The 16,538-nt window shown below is 59.9% G+C and carries 14 protein-coding genes and 5 pseudogenes; 13 read left to right on the top strand and 6 right to left on the bottom strand.

Features of this window, described 5'->3' with window-relative positions; all coding sequences use genetic code 11:
- The first annotated feature begins 49 nt into the window (after positions 1-49).
- From K9B33_RS04925 to K9B33_RS04895, 7 genes are all read left to right on the top strand, one after another.
- A complete protein-coding gene (locus tag K9B33_RS04925; RefSeq protein WP_224547116.1) occupies positions 50-871 on the top strand; it encodes an enoyl-CoA hydratase/isomerase family protein in 822 nt (273 codons plus the stop codon).
- Positions 872-875: 4 nt separating this feature from the next.
- The gene (locus K9B33_RS04920; RefSeq protein WP_224547114.1) at positions 876-1,682 is read left to right on the top strand and encodes a crotonase/enoyl-CoA hydratase family protein; all 807 of its coding nucleotides are present in this window, start codon (positions 876-878) and stop codon (positions 1,680-1,682) included.
- The gene (locus K9B33_RS04915; RefSeq protein ID WP_224547112.1) at positions 1,679-2,863 is read left to right on the top strand and encodes an acyl-CoA dehydrogenase family protein; all 1,185 of its coding nucleotides are present in this window, start codon (positions 1,679-1,681) and stop codon (positions 2,861-2,863) included. Before K9B33_RS04920 ends, K9B33_RS04915 begins: the two co-directional genes overlap by 4 nt.
- Complete coding sequence (locus K9B33_RS04910) at positions 2,860-3,927, top strand: phosphotransferase (RefSeq protein WP_224547109.1); 1,068 nt, start codon at positions 2,860-2,862, stop codon at positions 3,925-3,927. The genes K9B33_RS04915 and K9B33_RS04910 overlap by 4 nt, the downstream gene beginning before the upstream one ends.
- 19 nt (positions 3,928-3,946) lie before the next feature.
- On the top strand, positions 3,947-4,720 hold the full coding sequence (locus tag K9B33_RS04905) for an enoyl-CoA hydratase-related protein (protein WP_224547107.1): 774 nt from the start codon (positions 3,947-3,949) through the stop codon (positions 4,718-4,720).
- A gap of 145 nt (positions 4,721-4,865) precedes the next feature.
- Positions 4,866-5,096, top strand: coding sequence for a hypothetical protein (locus tag K9B33_RS04900; RefSeq protein WP_224547106.1), 231 nt, complete (start codon positions 4,866-4,868; stop codon positions 5,094-5,096).
- A 6-nt stretch (positions 5,097-5,102) separates the two neighbouring features.
- Entirely contained in the window at positions 5,103-5,855 is a 753-nt protein-coding gene (locus K9B33_RS04895) for a TetR/AcrR family transcriptional regulator (RefSeq protein ID WP_224547105.1), read from the top strand.
- Between the two features lie 22 nt (positions 5,856-5,877).
- Here the strand turns inward: K9B33_RS04895 and K9B33_RS04890 are convergent.
- A pseudogene (locus K9B33_RS04890) lies at positions 5,878-6,069 on the bottom strand (IS481 family transposase); the annotation flags it as partial.
- 198 nt (positions 6,070-6,267) lie between these two features.
- Between K9B33_RS04890 and K9B33_RS04880 the strand changes: the two are divergent.
- A pseudogene (locus K9B33_RS04880) lies at positions 6,268-6,579 on the top strand (DDE-type integrase/transposase/recombinase); the annotation flags it as partial.
- A 269-nt stretch (positions 6,580-6,848) separates the two neighbouring features.
- Here K9B33_RS04880 and K9B33_RS04875 read toward each other — a convergent pair.
- From K9B33_RS04875 to K9B33_RS04855, 5 genes are all read right to left on the bottom strand, one after another.
- Complete coding sequence (locus tag K9B33_RS04875) at positions 6,849-7,883, bottom strand: alcohol dehydrogenase catalytic domain-containing protein (protein WP_224547104.1); 1,035 nt, start codon at positions 7,881-7,883, stop codon at positions 6,849-6,851.
- Between the two features lie 225 nt (positions 7,884-8,108).
- Positions 8,109-9,314: an acyl-CoA dehydrogenase family protein gene (locus tag K9B33_RS04870; RefSeq protein WP_224547103.1), complete on the bottom strand. Its 1,206-nt coding sequence runs from the start codon at positions 9,312-9,314 to the stop codon at positions 8,109-8,111.
- A gap of 43 nt (positions 9,315-9,357) precedes the next feature.
- Positions 9,358-10,401 (bottom strand): phosphotransferase family protein, encoded by a 1,044-nt coding sequence (locus tag K9B33_RS04865; protein WP_224547102.1) that lies wholly within the window; start codon positions 10,399-10,401, stop codon positions 9,358-9,360.
- Positions 10,398-11,135 (bottom strand): SDR family NAD(P)-dependent oxidoreductase, encoded by a 738-nt coding sequence (locus tag K9B33_RS04860; protein WP_224547101.1) that lies wholly within the window; start codon positions 11,133-11,135, stop codon positions 10,398-10,400. Before K9B33_RS04860 ends, K9B33_RS04865 begins: the two co-directional genes overlap by 4 nt.
- The gene (locus tag K9B33_RS04855) at positions 11,132-12,454 is read right to left on the bottom strand and encodes an acyl-CoA dehydrogenase family protein (protein WP_224547100.1); all 1,323 of its coding nucleotides are present in this window, start codon (positions 12,452-12,454) and stop codon (positions 11,132-11,134) included. The genes K9B33_RS04860 and K9B33_RS04855 overlap by 4 nt, the downstream gene beginning before the upstream one ends.
- Before the next feature lie 112 nt (positions 12,455-12,566).
- On the opposite strand from K9B33_RS04855, the gene K9B33_RS04850 reads away from it, so the two are divergent.
- The 5 genes and pseudogenes from K9B33_RS04850 to K9B33_RS04830 form a co-directional block, all read left to right on the top strand.
- Positions 12,567-13,505 carry a LysR family transcriptional regulator gene (locus K9B33_RS04850; RefSeq protein WP_224547099.1) on the top strand — a complete coding sequence of 313 codons (939 nt, stop codon included), beginning with the start codon at positions 12,567-12,569 and terminating at the stop codon, positions 13,503-13,505.
- A 175-nt stretch (positions 13,506-13,680) separates the two neighbouring features.
- A pseudogene (locus K9B33_RS04845) lies at positions 13,681-14,016 on the top strand (ATP-binding protein); the annotation flags it as partial.
- A gap of 96 nt (positions 14,017-14,112) precedes the next feature.
- Positions 14,113-14,226, top strand: a pseudogene (locus K9B33_RS04840) (Mu transposase domain-containing protein); the annotation flags it as partial.
- A complete protein-coding gene (locus K9B33_RS04835) occupies positions 14,216-15,451 on the top strand; it encodes a TonB-dependent siderophore receptor (RefSeq protein WP_224547098.1) in 1,236 nt (411 codons plus the stop codon). The pseudogene K9B33_RS04840 and the gene K9B33_RS04835, both read left to right, overlap by 11 nt.
- A 768-nt stretch (positions 15,452-16,219) precedes the next feature.
- Positions 16,220-16,480 (top strand): annotated as a pseudogene (locus K9B33_RS04830) (TrbI/VirB10 family protein); the annotation flags it as partial.
- Positions 16,481-16,538 lie beyond the last annotated feature (58 nt).

The following is a 16,538-nucleotide window of genomic DNA, read 5'->3' as shown; positions in this document are numbered from 1 at the left end:
GGGCGACGCGCTGACCGTCTCAAAGATCCCAAGATCAAGGAATGTGACAATGTCCGAATATGACTACAAGCATCTTCTGGTCGTCGAGGATGGCCCGATCCTGCGAGTGACGCTCAATCGTCCGGAAATCCATAATGCGCTCAACGACAGACTCGTCGATGAGCTCAATCATATGTTTACGCTGCTGCATAGCCGGGCGGACCTGCGCGTCGTGGTGTTGGCAGCGAACGGCCGCAATTTTTGCGCCGGGCTTGATTTGACGGAGCGCACCGGCGCGCTGGCCGATACCGGGACCGCGATCGTCGAGCAACGGCGGATAAGCCGGATCGTCCTTTCCATGCGCAGCTGCCCGCAGCCGATCGTGGCGTTGGTGCAGGGCGCGGCAAGCGGCGGCGGCATGGCGCTTGCCCTCGCAGCGGACGTTCGCGTCGCAACGTCGGCGGCACGAATGAACGCCGCTTTCATACGTGTGGGACTCAGCGCATGCGACATCGGTGTCAGCTACTTCCTGCCGCGGATGGTGGGTGCGTCAGTGGCCTCCGAATATATGCTCACCGGGCGGTTCATCGACGCGGAACGCGGCCGTCATCTTGGCCTGTTTGCGCGCGTGGTCGAGCCGGATCAACTGTCGGCAGAAGGCGAATCATTCGTGCGCGATATGCTGCACGCCACACCATTGGGGCTTCGGCTGACCAAAGAGGCGCTTAAACACGCAATCGATGCGCCGGGCTTGGAAGCCGTAATCGCGCTGGAGGACCGCAACCAAGTGCTTTGCGCGCAAAGCTCCGACTTTGCCGAAGGGATTGCAGCGTTCCGCGAGAAGCGCGTGCCGCGCTACGACACGGTGCCCGGCGTCGCGCATCGTGGCTGAGACTATGCTCTTTCGGGCCAGGGTCTCGCTCAGCGTTGAGGGTGCCGTGGCCGACGTGCGCTTGACGTCGCCAGATCGCAGGAATGCGCTTGATCGCGACATGTTTTGTGCGCTTGCAGACTGCATCGCGGCTGTACGGGCGTCCAAGGCGCGCGTCGCTGTCATTTCGGGCGAGGGGCCAGCATTCTGCGCGGGGTTGGACCGTGCCATGTTCGGCCAGATGCTCTCGGGCGATGCGCCCGACGGGATACCGGCCGATCTCGTTGAGCGCACCCATGACGACTGCAATCTGCCGCAGCATGTCGTGCTGGGATGGCAGAATATGCCCATTCCGGTGATCGCTGCGATCCATGGCGCCGCGCTTGGCGGTGGCCTTCAGCTGGCGCTCGGAGCCGACATCCGTTTCGTGGCTCCCGACGCCCGTCTCGCGCTCCTTGAAATCCGATGGGGCCTGGTGCCCGACATGGCAGCCATCGCGATCCTGCCATCGTGTGTTCGTGACGATGTTCTGCGGGATCTCCTCTACAGCGGTCGGATCGTGCGCGGCGACGAAGCTGTCAGGATCGGCCTTGCGACCTATCTTGCGGCCGATCCCCTCGAGGCTGCCTTGATCTACGCGCGCGACGTGGCGACGCGCAGTCCGTCGGCGATTCATGCCGCCAAACGCCTCGCCAATACCCGCTCTCTTGACCGGTCAGCGGTGCTCCTGCGTGAATCCATTGAACAACAGCAGCTTATCGGAGGGGATGATCAACGGTCCGCGGCTGCAGCGGCGATGAACGCCGACGCGAAATCGAAGGGAATATCATGATGACCATTGCTCACCGTTCGAACCCGGACCGGACGCAGGCGCTCGCGCAACAAGTGGAAAAATTTGTTCGCGAAGTGATTGTGCCTTTCGAGGGTGATCCGCGTCTCGGCGCGCACGGGCCGGAGGAAAGCCTGGTCACAGAATTGCGCGCCCTTGCATCCGCGGCGGGATTGATGACCCCTCATGTTCCGCGCGACGGCACGCACATGACCCAACGTGAGACGGCGGCCATCCTCAAGCCGTCGGGACTTTCTCCGCTGGGGCCCGTCGCGTTGAATACGGCCGCCCCGGACGAGGGTAATATGTATCTGCTCGAACGGGCCGGGAACGAGGAGATCAAGCGTCGCTTTCTCGCCCCGCTCGTAGCGGGAGACGCTCGCTCCGCTTTCTTCATGACGGAGCCGGCGGATGAGAATGGCGCCGGGTCCGATCCATCGATGATGCGTACGACGGCGCGCCGGGCGGGCAATCATTGGCTGATCGAGGGGCGCAAGACCCTGATTACCGGAGCGAGCAGCGCCAAGGTCGGCATCATCATGGCCAAAGCCGACGAAGGCGCATGCATGTTCCTGGTCGATCTTCCAGACCCTGCGATCCGGATCGATCGGGTTCTCGATACGCTCGACAGTGCGATGCCGGGCGGACATGCGGTCATTGCTATCGAAGGCTTGCTCGTGCCCGACGAACAAATGCTAGGAGCGCCGGGCGAGGGTTTCAAACTGGCGCAGATGCGCTTGTCTCCCGCGCGTCTTTCGCACTGCATGCGCTGGCACGGTGCTGCGACCCGCGCGCAGGAAATCGCCACCGATTACGCTTGCCGCCGGATGGCGTTCGGCAAGCTGTTGATCGATCATGAGGGCGTAGGCTTTCAACTCGCCGAAAATCTCATAGACCTGAAATCGGCCGAACTGATGATTGATTGGTGCGCTGGCATTCTCGACGCCGGCGCGCTGGGAACCGCTGAAAGCTCGATGGCGAAAGTGTCTGTTTCGGAATCATTGTACCTCGTGGCGGATCGTTGCGTGCAGGTAATGGGCGGCCTGGGCATCACGCGCGATACGATAGTGGAACAGGTGTTTCGGGAGATACGGGCGTTCCGGATCTATGACGGTCCGACCGAAGTACATAAGTGGAGCCTCGCCAAAAAGATCAAGCGCGATCATCTGGGAAGCGCACGATGAACCTGGCTGACCAGAATAGCGGCACGGCGCCGGTGCGCGAACAGCACAGGTTCGACGAAGTTGGGCTCGAAGCATGGCTCGTGTCGAACGTCCCCGGCTATTGTGGGCCGCTCACCGTCCAGCAGTTCAAGGGCGGGCAGTCCAACCCGACCTACCGGCTGTCGACGCCCACCCGCGCCTATGTGATGCGACGCAAGCCACCTGGCGCGTTGCTGAAAGGTGCCCATGCGATCGATCGGGAGGCCCGTGTCCTGTCGGCGCTGGGGAAGAACTGGTTTCCTGTGCCACATGTTCATGCTCTGTGCACGGACGAGACTGTCATCGGCACATGGTTTTACATCATGGACATGGTAGAGGGGCGGATCTTTTGGGACGCGACACTGCCTGATCTTTCCCGTGCGGATCGCGCCGCCTGCTTCGATGCGATGAACGAGACGATCGCCAGGCTTCACGCGCTCGACCCCGTGGCTGTAGGGCTTGAGGACTATGGCAGGTCCGGCAACTATTTCGCGCGCCAGATTTCTCGCTGGACCCGCCAATATCTCGACGAAACAGACGCAGGCCGAAACACCGACATGGATCAACTGATCGAGTGGCTGCCAGCCAATATACCCGCCGGCGACGAAATGTCGTTGGTCCATGGCGACTTTCGGATCGACAACATGATCTTTCATCCGACCGAGCCGCGGGTAATCGCTGTGCTGGATTGGGAATTGTCGACGCTCGGTCATCCACTGGCCGATTTCGCCTACCATGCGATGATGTACCAGATGCCGCCCGAGATCGTTGCGGGGTTATGCGGTGCGGACCTACAAGAGCTCGGCATTCCGGGGCAGGATGAATATGTCGCGATGTATTGCCGCCGGACTGGGCGATCGGCAATCGCGAACTTCGACTATTATGTCGCTTTCAATCTGTTTCGGCTCGCCGCGATCTTTCACGGTATCAAGGCCCGGGTGATGCGCGGCACCGCCGCCAATGCGCACGCCCGTGAACGCGCCCGGCATTTTCCGACATTGGCGAAGCTCGCGCGCGATCATGCACGCACGGCTGGCGCCGCTTAAGAATAGGAGCTTGGAAGCCATGACCTATGACTATATCCGCGTAGACCGCGAAGGCGCGCTGACGATCGTCACGCTCGATCGGCCGGAAGCTCATAACGCCCTGAACCAGCCTGCCAATCTTGAGCTGGCGGACGCATTCGATGCGTTCGCTGCCGATGACGACCAGTGGATTGCCATCATCACCGGATCAGGCTCAAAGGCGTTTTGTGCCGGGCATGATCTAAAGCAGCAGGCGTCCGGCGGTGGAATGGACAGTTCACCGAGAGGCTTTGCAGGGCTGACCCACCGTTTCGATATGTTCAAGCCCGTGATAGCCGCAGTGAACGGCGTTGCACTGGGGGGGGGGTTCGAGCTGGCCCTGGCATGCGACTTGATCGTCGCGAGCGAGACTGCCGCCTTTGCGCTTCCCGAAACGCGCGTCGGCCTTGCTGCGCTCGGCGGCGGCTTGCAGCGACTGCCTCGCGAAATTGGTCTCAAGCGGGCGATGGGGCTGATGATGACGGGACGACGCGTCAGCGCGCAGGAAGGTTTTGAACTGGGTTTCGTCAACGAAGTCGCTGAGGATGCGCTGGCCGGTGCGCGGCGTTTGGCAGAGGAACTGCTCCTGTGTAGCCCGATGTCCTTGCGCGCGACGAAAGAGGCTGTACTGCGCGGTCTGGCTGCCGACATGGCTAATGCGCTGGTCGAGCAATGGGCCTATCCCACAATGGCGGCGATGCTTGCCTCGCAGGACGCTTTCGAAGGGCCGCTAGCTTTCGTCGAAAAGCGCAAGCCGGTCTGGTTGGGACGGTAAGGATGAAGGTAGATAAGGTCCGGGAGCGCGAAATGCGCCTGCGTGCTTCGGCGGGCGGAATTTACGAGGCGGCTGTCCGGCGCATGGTCGCCTGACGAACACCGGAACGTTGCGCACAGTTCGATTCGTTCGTATGGCGCTTGCTATGACAAAAGAATATCTGACGAGGTTCAACGGTTTTTCCTCTTATGGCCCGATGTGCCGGGAGACGGTGGCCATCGGCCTTTGCGTGAACGGCTTGGCAAATATTTTTTCCTTCCCGCGGCTTGGCTCCGTTCTGCATGGCGGTCGTCCGCATGACCTGGAAAACCATGTAGAGGGAAGGCAATATAAGGCGTCGAGGATCACCGGTATGTTCCGACCGAACAATCGTTAGAGCGCGATGGACGATTCCGAACTTTTCGCGCTGGGCACCATGACGAACTCCAGCCCCGCCATGTTCGACCGGCGTCGCCGCATACTTTCTGAAACGCGTCACATGATCGAGGAAGGCGGGCTCGAAGGTTTCAGCATTCGCGATCTTTGCCGCCGCGCCGACGTGTCGTCGCGCACGATCTACAACGCTTTCGGCAGCAAGGAAGCCGTCGTCGCCCTTGCTATAAAGGCATATTTCGATGCCTTCTACAGACGCATGGGGTTCGACCTGGACAGTGTGACGTTCGAGGGCGCGCTTCAGAGGCAGTTGACCACGACCCTGCGCAATCTGGAACTTCCTAACTATCTGCATGCTGTGGCGGCGCTGTATTTCTCGCCTACGCTAGATGCCGGTATTCGTACAGTCTTGCTCGACATGGGTACGCGATCCTGGTTGCCTTGGTTGGCTAACATCCGCTTTGCCCGTCAGGTCGAACGATGGGTCGAAATCGAACGTCTTGCAGCAGATCTTTCTGACATTCAGTTTGCCAAAGTGCATCAATGGGGCTTGGGGGCGTTGTCGGATGACGCCTTTGTCGAGGAGACCGTGCGCAGCGTGCTGTCGCACCTTGCCGGTTCCCTGCGGGGAGAAGCGCGAGCATCGGTCCGCAACACTCTGATCGATTTGGGACAACGCAATGGCAGTTGGACAGCTACCCGCAACTATGCTGTTACCCAGCTCACTAAGTGTTTAGTCTCAGATTGCGATGGTAAGGTTTGAGATTAAAGATTTCGGGTTTTGATTACCAGAGTTGGTCGATTGTCTATTGTGGTGTTTTGAACCGCAGAGCTTTGAGTTGCATGGCGAAGTTGTAGGCTGTCAGCTAGTCGCAGACATGGCGTCGCAACTCCTGAACCGAGATGTAGTGTAAAAGTTTTACGGTCGCCTCTTTGGTGGTGCTAACCATGCGTTCGGCCTGACAGTTGGTCCAAGGGGATAGAGCAGAATCCGATTGACGTGACCCCCGTCTTTCATCCAACGGCAAACAGAGATCGAGCGTTGTTGTCGCACTTCAGCGCAGGCGAAGCAACGATTGGGGTTAACCCCGCTCATTGCTGTTCGAGTTCGGCGGCGAACGCCGTCGGTGTGGCATAGCCGAGCGAGGAGGTCGGCCGCTCGGTGTTGTAGTCTTCGGCTGATGAAGATCAACGGGATCAAGCCTGCCCGCACGCGCAGGGACAAGGTGACAACGGACAGCCATCACCGTCTGGGTGTCGCAGCGAACTGGCTGGACGGCGACTTCGCCGCCGATGCACCCAACCGTAAATGGGCGTGCGACATCACTTATATCGGGACGTCATAATGCTGGCTCCACCTTGCCGTAATTCTCGACCTGCATAGTCGGCGTGTCGCTGGTTGGGCGGTAAGTTACAGGATAGAGAAGGACCTAGCGATCAGGGCGTTGGAGATGGCAGTGCGCCTGCGCCGGCTGGGAGCGATCCATCGCCTCGTCAACAGCTTGGGCCCTCATCGCCTCAATCCATGCTCACACGCAGAAGCGCAAGGTACTGTCAGGATTGAGAAACTTCCGAATCCGGCTCTCAGCCATGGGTTGGTCTCCTAATCAGGGGTTGGTCTCAGCAACCAAACCTTCTCATCACGAGGCCATTCCAGCCAATAACTACCAAGCTCCCGCGTCAGCGGGTTTGTTCAATCCCCAAATGAGTCAGCATCACAGGAAATTGGTATAAGTTTTGTCGACCGACATATTGACTATGGCTGCAACATGATCTTCAGTAGGCCAGCTTCTCGCCGGATTGCGAGGTCATACGCCTCCACGCCCTTGGAAAGCGGAAAGCGGTGTGTAATAAACTGTTCCGGACGAATACGGCCTGATTGAACTAACGGCACGAGTTGAGGCCAGAACCGGGCGATTTCGGTAAGCATGTTTGCGCGGACCGTCACGCCGTTGAGCATGGCAGAGAATGGCACCTTCACCTCCAGATGTCGCCCCGCGCCCAGGACGCTCACTGTTCGTCCTTTGCCAACGATCGCCATGGCGAAATCGATCGTTTCCTGTCTGCCGACGGCCTCAATGACGCTGTCGATCATACGACCCTTCGTCTGTTCCGCCAAAATTTCGGAAGCACCTTCCGGGGTTAGGGCAACGCATCCGAGCCGCGTTGCAATTTCCCGTCGTTCAGCAATCGGGTCTATCGCGAAGACGGTGCTGGCACCCATCGCAATCGCGATTTCGACCACCATCAGGCCAATCGGTCCAAGGCCGATCACTGCCGCACTGCGTCCGGCACCAATATCGGCGTCTAGGCACGCCGAATAGGCTGTCACGAGGTTGTCGGTCAGCAGGATTGCCTGATCGTCTGAAATTCCTTCCGGAATTCTCGTCGCGTTGAAATCGGCATGCGGTACGCGCACCGCCTCTGCCTGGCAGCCTTCCAGCCCTTGCCCGATTCCGTAAACGTCGCTCGCCTTGTTGTCGCAGCGCTTGATTTCGCCCGACAGGCAGGGTCGGCACAGACCGCAACCTACGGAACCTGCCAGCATCACCTTATCGCCAACCTTCAAGTCCGATACGCCTTTCCCGACGTCAACGACCTCGCCAACGGCTTCGTGACCCACCCCATAGACGGGGCGGAAAGGCGTCCAGTCGGTGTGAACCAGATGGAGATCGCTACCGCAGATCCCACATTGCTTTACTCTCACGATCGCGTCGCGATCCGCCATTATTACGGGGTCAGGCACCTGTTCGTACTGCAAATCCGTGCCGCGTATGATCAACGCTCGCATATGTACCTCTTGAAGGGATCACCGGCCCACTGTCGTGTAAGGCAGCAATCAAATCTATTCTGGAGTTGTCTGTGCGCACTCGGAAATACGACTATTAGTCTACGGAGCAGGCCGTTTAGCCCTGCTGAACCAGAGCCGAGTTTTACCCGCAAGGACGTATGGGTGCCGAGAGGGAGGCCATACGTCTGGGGAATCGCCGCGCCCGTTCGGGCTGGGCTAGCCGGATCATCCCTTGCCGCCACTGCCAGGCGCCTGCTGATGTCCCAGGAACTCGCGTTTGATCTTTTTAGCGAGACTCCATTTGTGCACCTCGGTTGGGCCATCGTAAACGCGAAAGGCGCGAATATCGCGGTAGATGCCAGCGACTACAGTATCGTCGGTCACGCCCATCCCGCCCATGACCTGCACGCAGCGATCGACAACGCGGCACAGCCCTTCCGATACCGCAACCTTCGCCATCGAGCTTTCGGCGGTGCCGGACGCTCCGCTGTCCAGCAGGTCGGCGCACCATTCAATCAGCAACTCGGCCTGCTTGAGATCTATAAGGTTATCGGCAAGCTGGAAGCCTACTCCCTCATGATCGATGAGCAACTTGCCGAAGGCCGTGCGGCGGCAGGCATAATCGATCGCGATTTCATTCGCGCGGGTCGCCGCTCCATACCACCGCATGCAATGCGACAGCCGTGCCGGACTGAGCCTGACCTGGGCAAGCTTGAAGCCTTCACCGACGGCACCGAGGATCTGGTCATCCGGCACGCGCAGATCGTCGATAGTGACCACTGCATGGCCGCCTGGACTCGACCAGTCGAGTGTGTCTAGCAAACGTTCAATACGGACCGCTGGATCGGGCAGATCTACCATGAACATGGTCGCCCCTTCTTCGGTCTTGGCCATGATGATGCCTACGGTCGCGCCGACCAGGCCACTGATCAAAGTCTTACGGCCGTCGATCCGCCACCCGTTGCCCTCGCGACGCGCCGTCGTCCGCAGCAGCGAGGGGTCCGATCCCGCGCCGTTGGGTTCGGTCATGAAAAACGCCGATCGTGTATGTCCGTCGATCAGCGGACGCAGGTATTTTTCCTTCATCATCGGCGTGCCGGCGCGGCCGAGCAGAAAGATGTTGCCCTCGTCCGGTGCCGCGGTGTTCACCGCGATCGCACCGAGTGGCGACAGGCCTGACGGTTTCAGTACCATCGCGGTCTCGCGCTGCGAGAGGTGTTTGCCGTCCGGTCGAATGTGTGGCGTGAGCACTCCCGCCGCGCGTGCCTTCTGGCGCAGTTCCGTCACCAAGTCGTCGCTTGGACCATGGACGCCCTTGCGGGGGTCGGTCTCATAGGGGATGACGACATCCCGCACGAAGCGTTCGACCCTGGCGGCCAGATCGCTTGCATCGTGTTCGTTGGCCAGATGTCGGGCGTTCGCGTCGGACATGTCCGTTCCTTTGAATGTTCGCGGGGGGGCGGGGCAGAATCTGTCAGCCGATTCGATGAAGGGCGCGCTGCATGAGTTTCGTGGCTGTGTCGTGGAGGCTGATGCCGGTCTCCATCGATATCAGTCCTGCGCAGGCGCGCGCGTAGCTGCCCTCAAGGATGATACCCAGCTTGTAGCAAGCGAGAACGACGTACCAGTCAATGGCGACGACATCGCGGCCGCTTCGTTGTGCGTATCGTTCCACGAGTTCGTCTGCCGTCGGAAAGCCGTCAAACGGCTCGACGATCAGCACCGGCAGGTCGGGGCCACCCGATCCGCGCCAGGTCGCGACGATCCAGCCCAGATCGATGAGCGGGTCGCCGATCGTCGAAAGTTCCCAGTCCACGATCGCGGCCAGTTCGGGACCATCGTTGCGGAACATGACGTTGGCAACGGAATAGTCGCCGTGAATGATGCCCGGTCTGAATGATCCGGGGCAGCGTTCCGAAATATAGCGGCCGATGTCCCGCACGCCGGGCAATGCGTCCGGCCCCGGCCAGCCTGCCATTGCTTCATAGCCGTCGAGCTGACGTTGCCAGCGATCGACCTGCCGTCGCAGGAAGTTGTCCGGCTTGCCGAAGTCCTCAAGGCCGACCGCGAGATAGTCCAGCTGACCGAGCGCGGCGGCACTCTCTACCAATGCGAAGCCCATCGCGCGACGGATAGCGGGGTCGCCGGCATGCAGCGCCGGCAGGCCGACCACCGGGTTGAAGCCATCGACCGGCTCCATCAGATAAAAGGCGGCGCCGAGCACGCTTTCATCACCACATGCAGCGATCAAACGAGGATGTGGCACGTCGCTGTCCGACAGCGCGGCAAGGATCCGCGCCTCCCGACGCATCGTCTCGTTATTGCCTTCGCGGGGACGAGCCGGCGGGCGACGCAATACGAAGCAACGGCTGCCGCGGGTGAACATCATCAAGATGTTCTGCGTACCGCCGGCAAGCATGCGCACGTCGCCGATCGGTCCGCTACCCAACGCCTGCTCATCCATCCATCGGGTAAGGACGTCGAGATTGACAGGGTCATCGATAACCGCTGCCCTCACAGGAGCATGCCGCCATCGGCGAGGATTGTCTGGCCGACGACGTAACTTGACATCGGGGACGCGAGAAACAACGCCACGCCCACCATTTCGGCCGGCTCGGCGATCCGACCCAGAGGGATGCGCTCCTCTGCGGTCTTGCGGCGGTCGGCGTTGTCCGTGGTGACTGCGGTCATTTTGGTGGCGACGAATCCGGGCGCGATGCCGTTGACGCGAATGCCCTCTGCTGCCCAGGCGCGACCAAGCGTTCGGGTTAGGCCCATCGCGCCGGACTTCGAGGCGTTGTAGGCCGGATTTCCGGTCGTCGCATGGAACGCCGCGGACGAACTGATGATGATCAGCGAGCCTTTCGTTGCGGCAAGACGATCGTGAAACAGCGTCGCGCACTGCATCACACTCGTCAAATTGACCTGAAGGACCCTTTGAAAGCCTTCGGCGTCGAATTCCGTACGCTTGTAGAGCACCAGCCCCTGACTAAGCACCACCGTATCGACCGACGCGATGCCTGGATCCCAAAACGCGATCGCGCCCGGGTCCGAAAGGTCGAGCTGGCTGTACTGGAGCCCCGTGAGATCGCTACCGTCGCTGGCCGCATAGTCGGCATTCGACGCGCGCGTTCCTGTTACGTGGACCGAGGCTCCGCGCTCCCGGAACGCCTGCGCGATTGCATTGCCGATGCCGCTGGAACCGCCGACGACGAGTACTACTTTCCCACTGAAGTTCAGAAAATCGCTCATCGAAGTAGTTCCTTGGCATGGTGGTAGGGGAGGGCGTTCCCGGCTGTATGATCGGGCGGAAGGCCGAACTTCACGCGCGCGGCTTCGGTGCGGGCCGCGATCGAATAGATTGGAAACACGTCCGGTGTCGGCACCGTATGTTTCAGTACCTGCCGTGCGATCGTGACCTTGTGCACTTCGGTCGGACCATCGGCGAGTGCGACATGGAACGAGTTAACCAGCCATTCCGCAAAAGGCATGTCGTGGCTCAGGCCCAGCGACCCGTGCAGTTGCAGCGCGCGTGCCGAGATGTCGTGGAGCAGGCGTGGCATTGCCGCCTTGACCGCAGACACGTTGGTCCGGACGGATTTCCAATCCTGCGTCTGGTCCGCCAGCCAAGCGGTTTCCAGGACAAGAAGGCGGAACTGCCGCAGCTCGATCCAGCTGTCAGCGATCATCTGCTGTACCATCTGCTTGTCGGCCAGCCGTTCGCCCTTCGTCACGCGCGAGACTACACGCTCGCACATCATCTCGAAAGCACGGGTCGCTTGCGCCAAGGTGCGCATCGCGTGATGCAAGCGCCCGCCGCTCAGCCTGACCTGGGCGACGACGAAGGCATCGCCCCGTTCTCCCAACATATTTTCAGCGGGCACGCGGACGCCGCTAAGTCGGACATGGCCATGGCTGTCCTCGGGTTCGCCATAGAAGCCGTAGTTTCGGACGATTTCGACCCCCGGTGTTTTCGCGGGGACGATGAACAACGACATTCTGCGATGTTCAGCCGCGTCGGGATCGGTCACCGCCATTACAATCAAGAATTCGGCGAAGCGGGCGCTCGACGCGAACCATTTCTCGCCGTCGATGACCCATTCGTCGCCCTCGCGCCGGGCGCTCGTCGTGAAGACCGCTGGATCGGCACCGCCCTGAGGCTCGGTGATGGCGAAACACGAGACGATGTGGTTGGCAAGCAGGGGTTCGAGGAACCGAGCCTTTTGAGCGGGACTGCCGTAGTGGGCCAGGATCTCGCTGTTGCCGGTATCCGGGGCCTGCGCACCGAAGACGATAGGGCCGAAGCGCGATCTGCCGAATTTCTCGTTCATCAGCGCGAGCCTCAACTGACCATAGCCCTTGCCGCCGAGATCAGGCCCCAGATGGCAGGCCCAAAGTCCACGCTCCTGGACGATCTGCTGAAGTGGCCGCACCAGACGACCGAATTCGGGATCGTGAATATTCCACTGGCTGCCGAGTACGTAGTCGAGCGGTTCGACCTCGTCGCGGACGAAAATGTCAATCCAATCCAGTTCCAGCTGAAAATCAGGTTCGGTGGCGAACGACCACATGGGTTTCCTCCCTCTTGCGCAGGAGCCAGATCAACGAACTATCGGGAGCAGTCTAGACGCAAATAGTGTTGAACAAGATAGGATTTCGTTATGAATCGTGGTAGAGGCTCGCATGGATCTCACCGCCAAGCCCCATCGCTGCCTGCTCGCAATAGTCGATCATGGCACTTACGCGGCTGCCGCGCAGGCCATGGCGGTGTCGCAGCCGGCATTATCCGCCATGATAAAGGAACTAGAGCGTCAAATTGGATTCGCTCTCTTCGACAGAAGCGGCCGTCGTGCCATCCTGACGGCGTCGGGACACCGCTATCTCGATTATGCGCGTCGGCTGGTTGTCGAAACGGAATGGATATCGCGCGCCGCCCGTGACATCCGGCTTGATGCGGTTCATCTTGGCACAGCTCACCACAGCCAGCTGATTCCGAAGCGCAATGCGTTGATCGATCGCTTCGTCAGCGAAAATCCTGACCAAGCGCTTGTCATCACAAACCATTATCAAACGCGGCTTGTGGAGGAACTTGCTGCCCAGCGTATTGATATAGCCATCGGACTGGAGCCCGACGTCCGCGGTGAAGTCTCACATTTGGATGGCGAGCGGACCGACCACCTCGTTCGACATGTGCTCGGATACCGGTCGGTCGGTCTGCTGGTTCCAGCGGAAGATTCTTTGGCCATCCATGAGATAGTTCCGGAGGCGTTGCTCGCGCACCGTACCGTGCTCTCCATCGGTCGGCAGAACGGGATCTTCGTATCGGAGGTGATTGCGCGATGGATGAATAGCATCGGCGCGGAGCGGCGCAGGGCTCCCGAAGGCGATGCCGCAGGAGTTCTCCGGCATGCAGCGGTCATCCGGTCGCCTGCGATCGAACTGGGATGGTTTCGTCCTGCGCCAGCAGCAAACTCCGGCGAAATGCACTACCGCGCCGTTGCAGGATCCCCCCCGACGATCGCGCTTGTAGCGATGCGCGATCGCCGGGCACTTCGCGGTGCGGCGCAACGTTTCTGGGATTATATTGTCGAACAGCCCTGCGACGCGTTCTTAAGGAAGTAGTGTGCCGGGCACCCACTTGCCGGCGACCGCCCGAAAGCGCAGGACGATGGTGCCAGGCGTCTTACCAAGTGTTAGCCTTCAATGGACTTTTCCTTACAGACAGATCTGGCCGATTCATTCGGCGCTCGTCGCTGGCTTCGCCCCGCCTTCGATCTCCTAGGGTACGTCGGTCGTTTACCTCCCGGCCATACCCGGTGGTGGCAATCTGTTCTTCCAGCTGGTCAATGCGCGCTACGAAAAAGGGGCGATGATCCTCACCTCAAACCGAGGCTTTGCCGAATGGGGTGAAATCTTCGGCAGTCCCGTCGTCGCCACCGCGCTGCTCGACCGCCTGTTGCATCCCGCCATCGTTATCCAGATCGAAGGCTCGAGTTATCGCCTCACGCGCCATGCAGACCTGCTACCCGAGCATGTTCGCTCGACCGCCGGGATCACCCCGTCGGCGCCGACAGAAGCTCGTCGCCGCGGGCGACCGCCAAAAGACGGAGGAGTACCGATGCCCGGCTCCTGAACCTCAAACCGCAAAGTGTGGATTTTTACTTTGTCCGTTCCGTTCCGGGGAAAATTACAGTGCCGTTGACACTCGGTGCTCTCGACGGTGGCACGACGCACGGTGCAGGTCCGCGCCTATGCCGATCGCATCGTCGTTCGCTGTGGCGAAGAGGTTGTCGCTGAACATCCTCGCTACTTTGGGCGCAACCGCACGATCTATGACCCCTGGCGACAAGCTCAACATCGGCAACAGCTATTGTAAAGGGAGGACCCTGGCCACGGCCATCGGGCTGGACTGGAGTTTTGCCGATGGCTGGTCCGCGCGCCTGACCTACGCCTACACCAGTAAATTTCATCGCTCGAACAAGATGTTCGTTTACATGCGGACCCAGGCCGGGGACTATGATGGCTATGCCTATAATTTCGCCGAACTGGATAAGAATCATTTTCTCCAGGCAATAGTGCAGGGTGACGTCATAACCGGACCGATCCGGCATCGGATCGTGGCGGGCGCGTCGTTCCAAATCACGGACAGCGCCTTTGGGAATAACGACGGAAATTATTATTGGTGCAATGATTTCAACGGCAATATCTACAGGGATCAGCCGTTTCGGGTGACGCGCGAAATAAGCTTTGGGACCGATGGCTGGCCAACACACGAGCGGCAGAAAGCCCTGTTCCTGAGTGACACTTTGCACCTTGGCGAACATCTGCAGGCCATGCTCGGCGCGCGCTATACGCAATACCGGCTGTCTGATCTCGATGGCGATGCCTTGGTCGATTCCGGTTATCGCACCTCAGCGGTAACGCCCACGCTCGCGCTGATTTACAAGCCTGTGCCCCATGTCTCGATCTATGGAAGCTATGTCGAGGCAATGGAGCCGGGCAGCCGCGTGGGCGGCGAATATGCCAATGTCGGCGAAGTGCTCAAAGCGACGCTCAACCGCCAATATGAAGTCGGTGCCAAATATGAGAATGAGCGGCTGAGCCTCACGCTCGCTGGCTTTCGCATCGAGCGCGCCAGTATGATCGACCGACTCGTCGAGGGTGAGCGCCGCCTCACACAGGACGGACTGACACTGTACGAAGGCATGGAGGTGATCGGGAGCTATCGGCTGAGCGACGACCTGAAGCTGGGGGCGGGTCTCCTCTATCTCGATCCGAGCATGCAGAACGTCTCACCCGGCAATGAGGATCTGCGCGGCAATGTGCCGGCGGGAGCATCGAAATGGCAACTCACCGGCCATGCCGAATATCATGTGGCCGCGATTCCGGGCCTGAGCCTGCTCGGCAATGTTCGCCATACCGGCAAGGCGCCGACCAGCGATAGCAACAGCCTGTACATTCCTGCCTACACCACCGCCAATGCGGGCATCCAGTTTGACATGCGGGTCGGCGCGCGCAAGGTGACCTTCACCGGCAACGTGAATAATCTGTTCAATGCCAAATATTGAACCCAGACCAACATTGGCGAAGGCATCAACGCCACCATGAGCGTCCGCCTGTCATGGTGACGAAGCATGATGGACTAATGGCGGGGCGTTCCATCCATCGGCTGTCCCGGGAAATATAAACCAACAGCTTCCGGGAAGAGCGAACGCAGGTTCAACAACCACTATATCGGCGGCAAATGAGATCCTCTCGCTAAGCGCGGAAGGCCTGCTATCTTACTATCATCGCCCGAAGCTGACCGTCGCGAAGGTCCAAGGCCTCGTCATTCCTGGTAATTCGCGATTGAAAAAGTCAGTTTGCGTGAATGGCGGCAAATTTTCGCAAATCCGGATTGAAAAAGTGAGTTTCGCGGAATGAGCGCTTGAAACACCGCAATCCCGACTGATTTTGTCAGCATCCCGATTCGTTCGCGCGGTTTTCCTCAAATCTTCTCTTGCGCCCGAACGAACGCCCGTAGAAGTCGAGGCGCGAAACGCTCGCGCATGATGATCCTATTGTTGGACATAGGGCGGTCGAGCGCTGGTAAGGAAGCGAGGAATTATTACAGGCGGGATCGTGGTCGATCTCCCCCTCTCCATATATGCGCGCCTTGCAAATTGCCCCATCGGTATTGCTTCTCCGAATCAGGATGTTAGTCTCGTTCCGCGTCGCGAAGGCGGCGCCGAGGCTTGAGAACCTCGCTTGGGAAGAAATGAACCCGCCATCGACGCGGCCGGGTGGCCGACGCGCATGTCCAAGCCGCTTGCGGCCAAAGGCGTCGGCGCATGTCTCAAGTCGATTTCCACACCTGGGCGCTGCTCAAGGGCGTCGCGATATCGACATTGCTCGGCGTCGGGGCGAACGTCACCTTCTCCGGTGAAAGCGATCTTGTCCAAGCGATCCGTCAATCCACGCAGCAGAATGTGTCCCGCGCCGGAGACCAGATCACATCCCGCAATCTTCAGATCCAACCGACCATCACCATTCGGCCCGGTGCCCCGGTCCGACTCATAGTGCATCGCGATCTCATTTTGGCACCGTGGACAGAATAGGAGCACGATATGACGGATATAAAACTTGGTCGTCTGCCCGACAGAACGCCGGTCAAAC

This window comes from Sphingobium sp. 3R8 (genome assembly GCF_020166615.1).
GTDB lineage: Bacteria > Pseudomonadota > Alphaproteobacteria > Sphingomonadales > Sphingomonadaceae > Sphingobium > Sphingobium bisphenolicum.
Note: the sequence above shows the minus strand (reverse complement) of the source record. Positions and strands in the feature narration are given on the sequence as shown.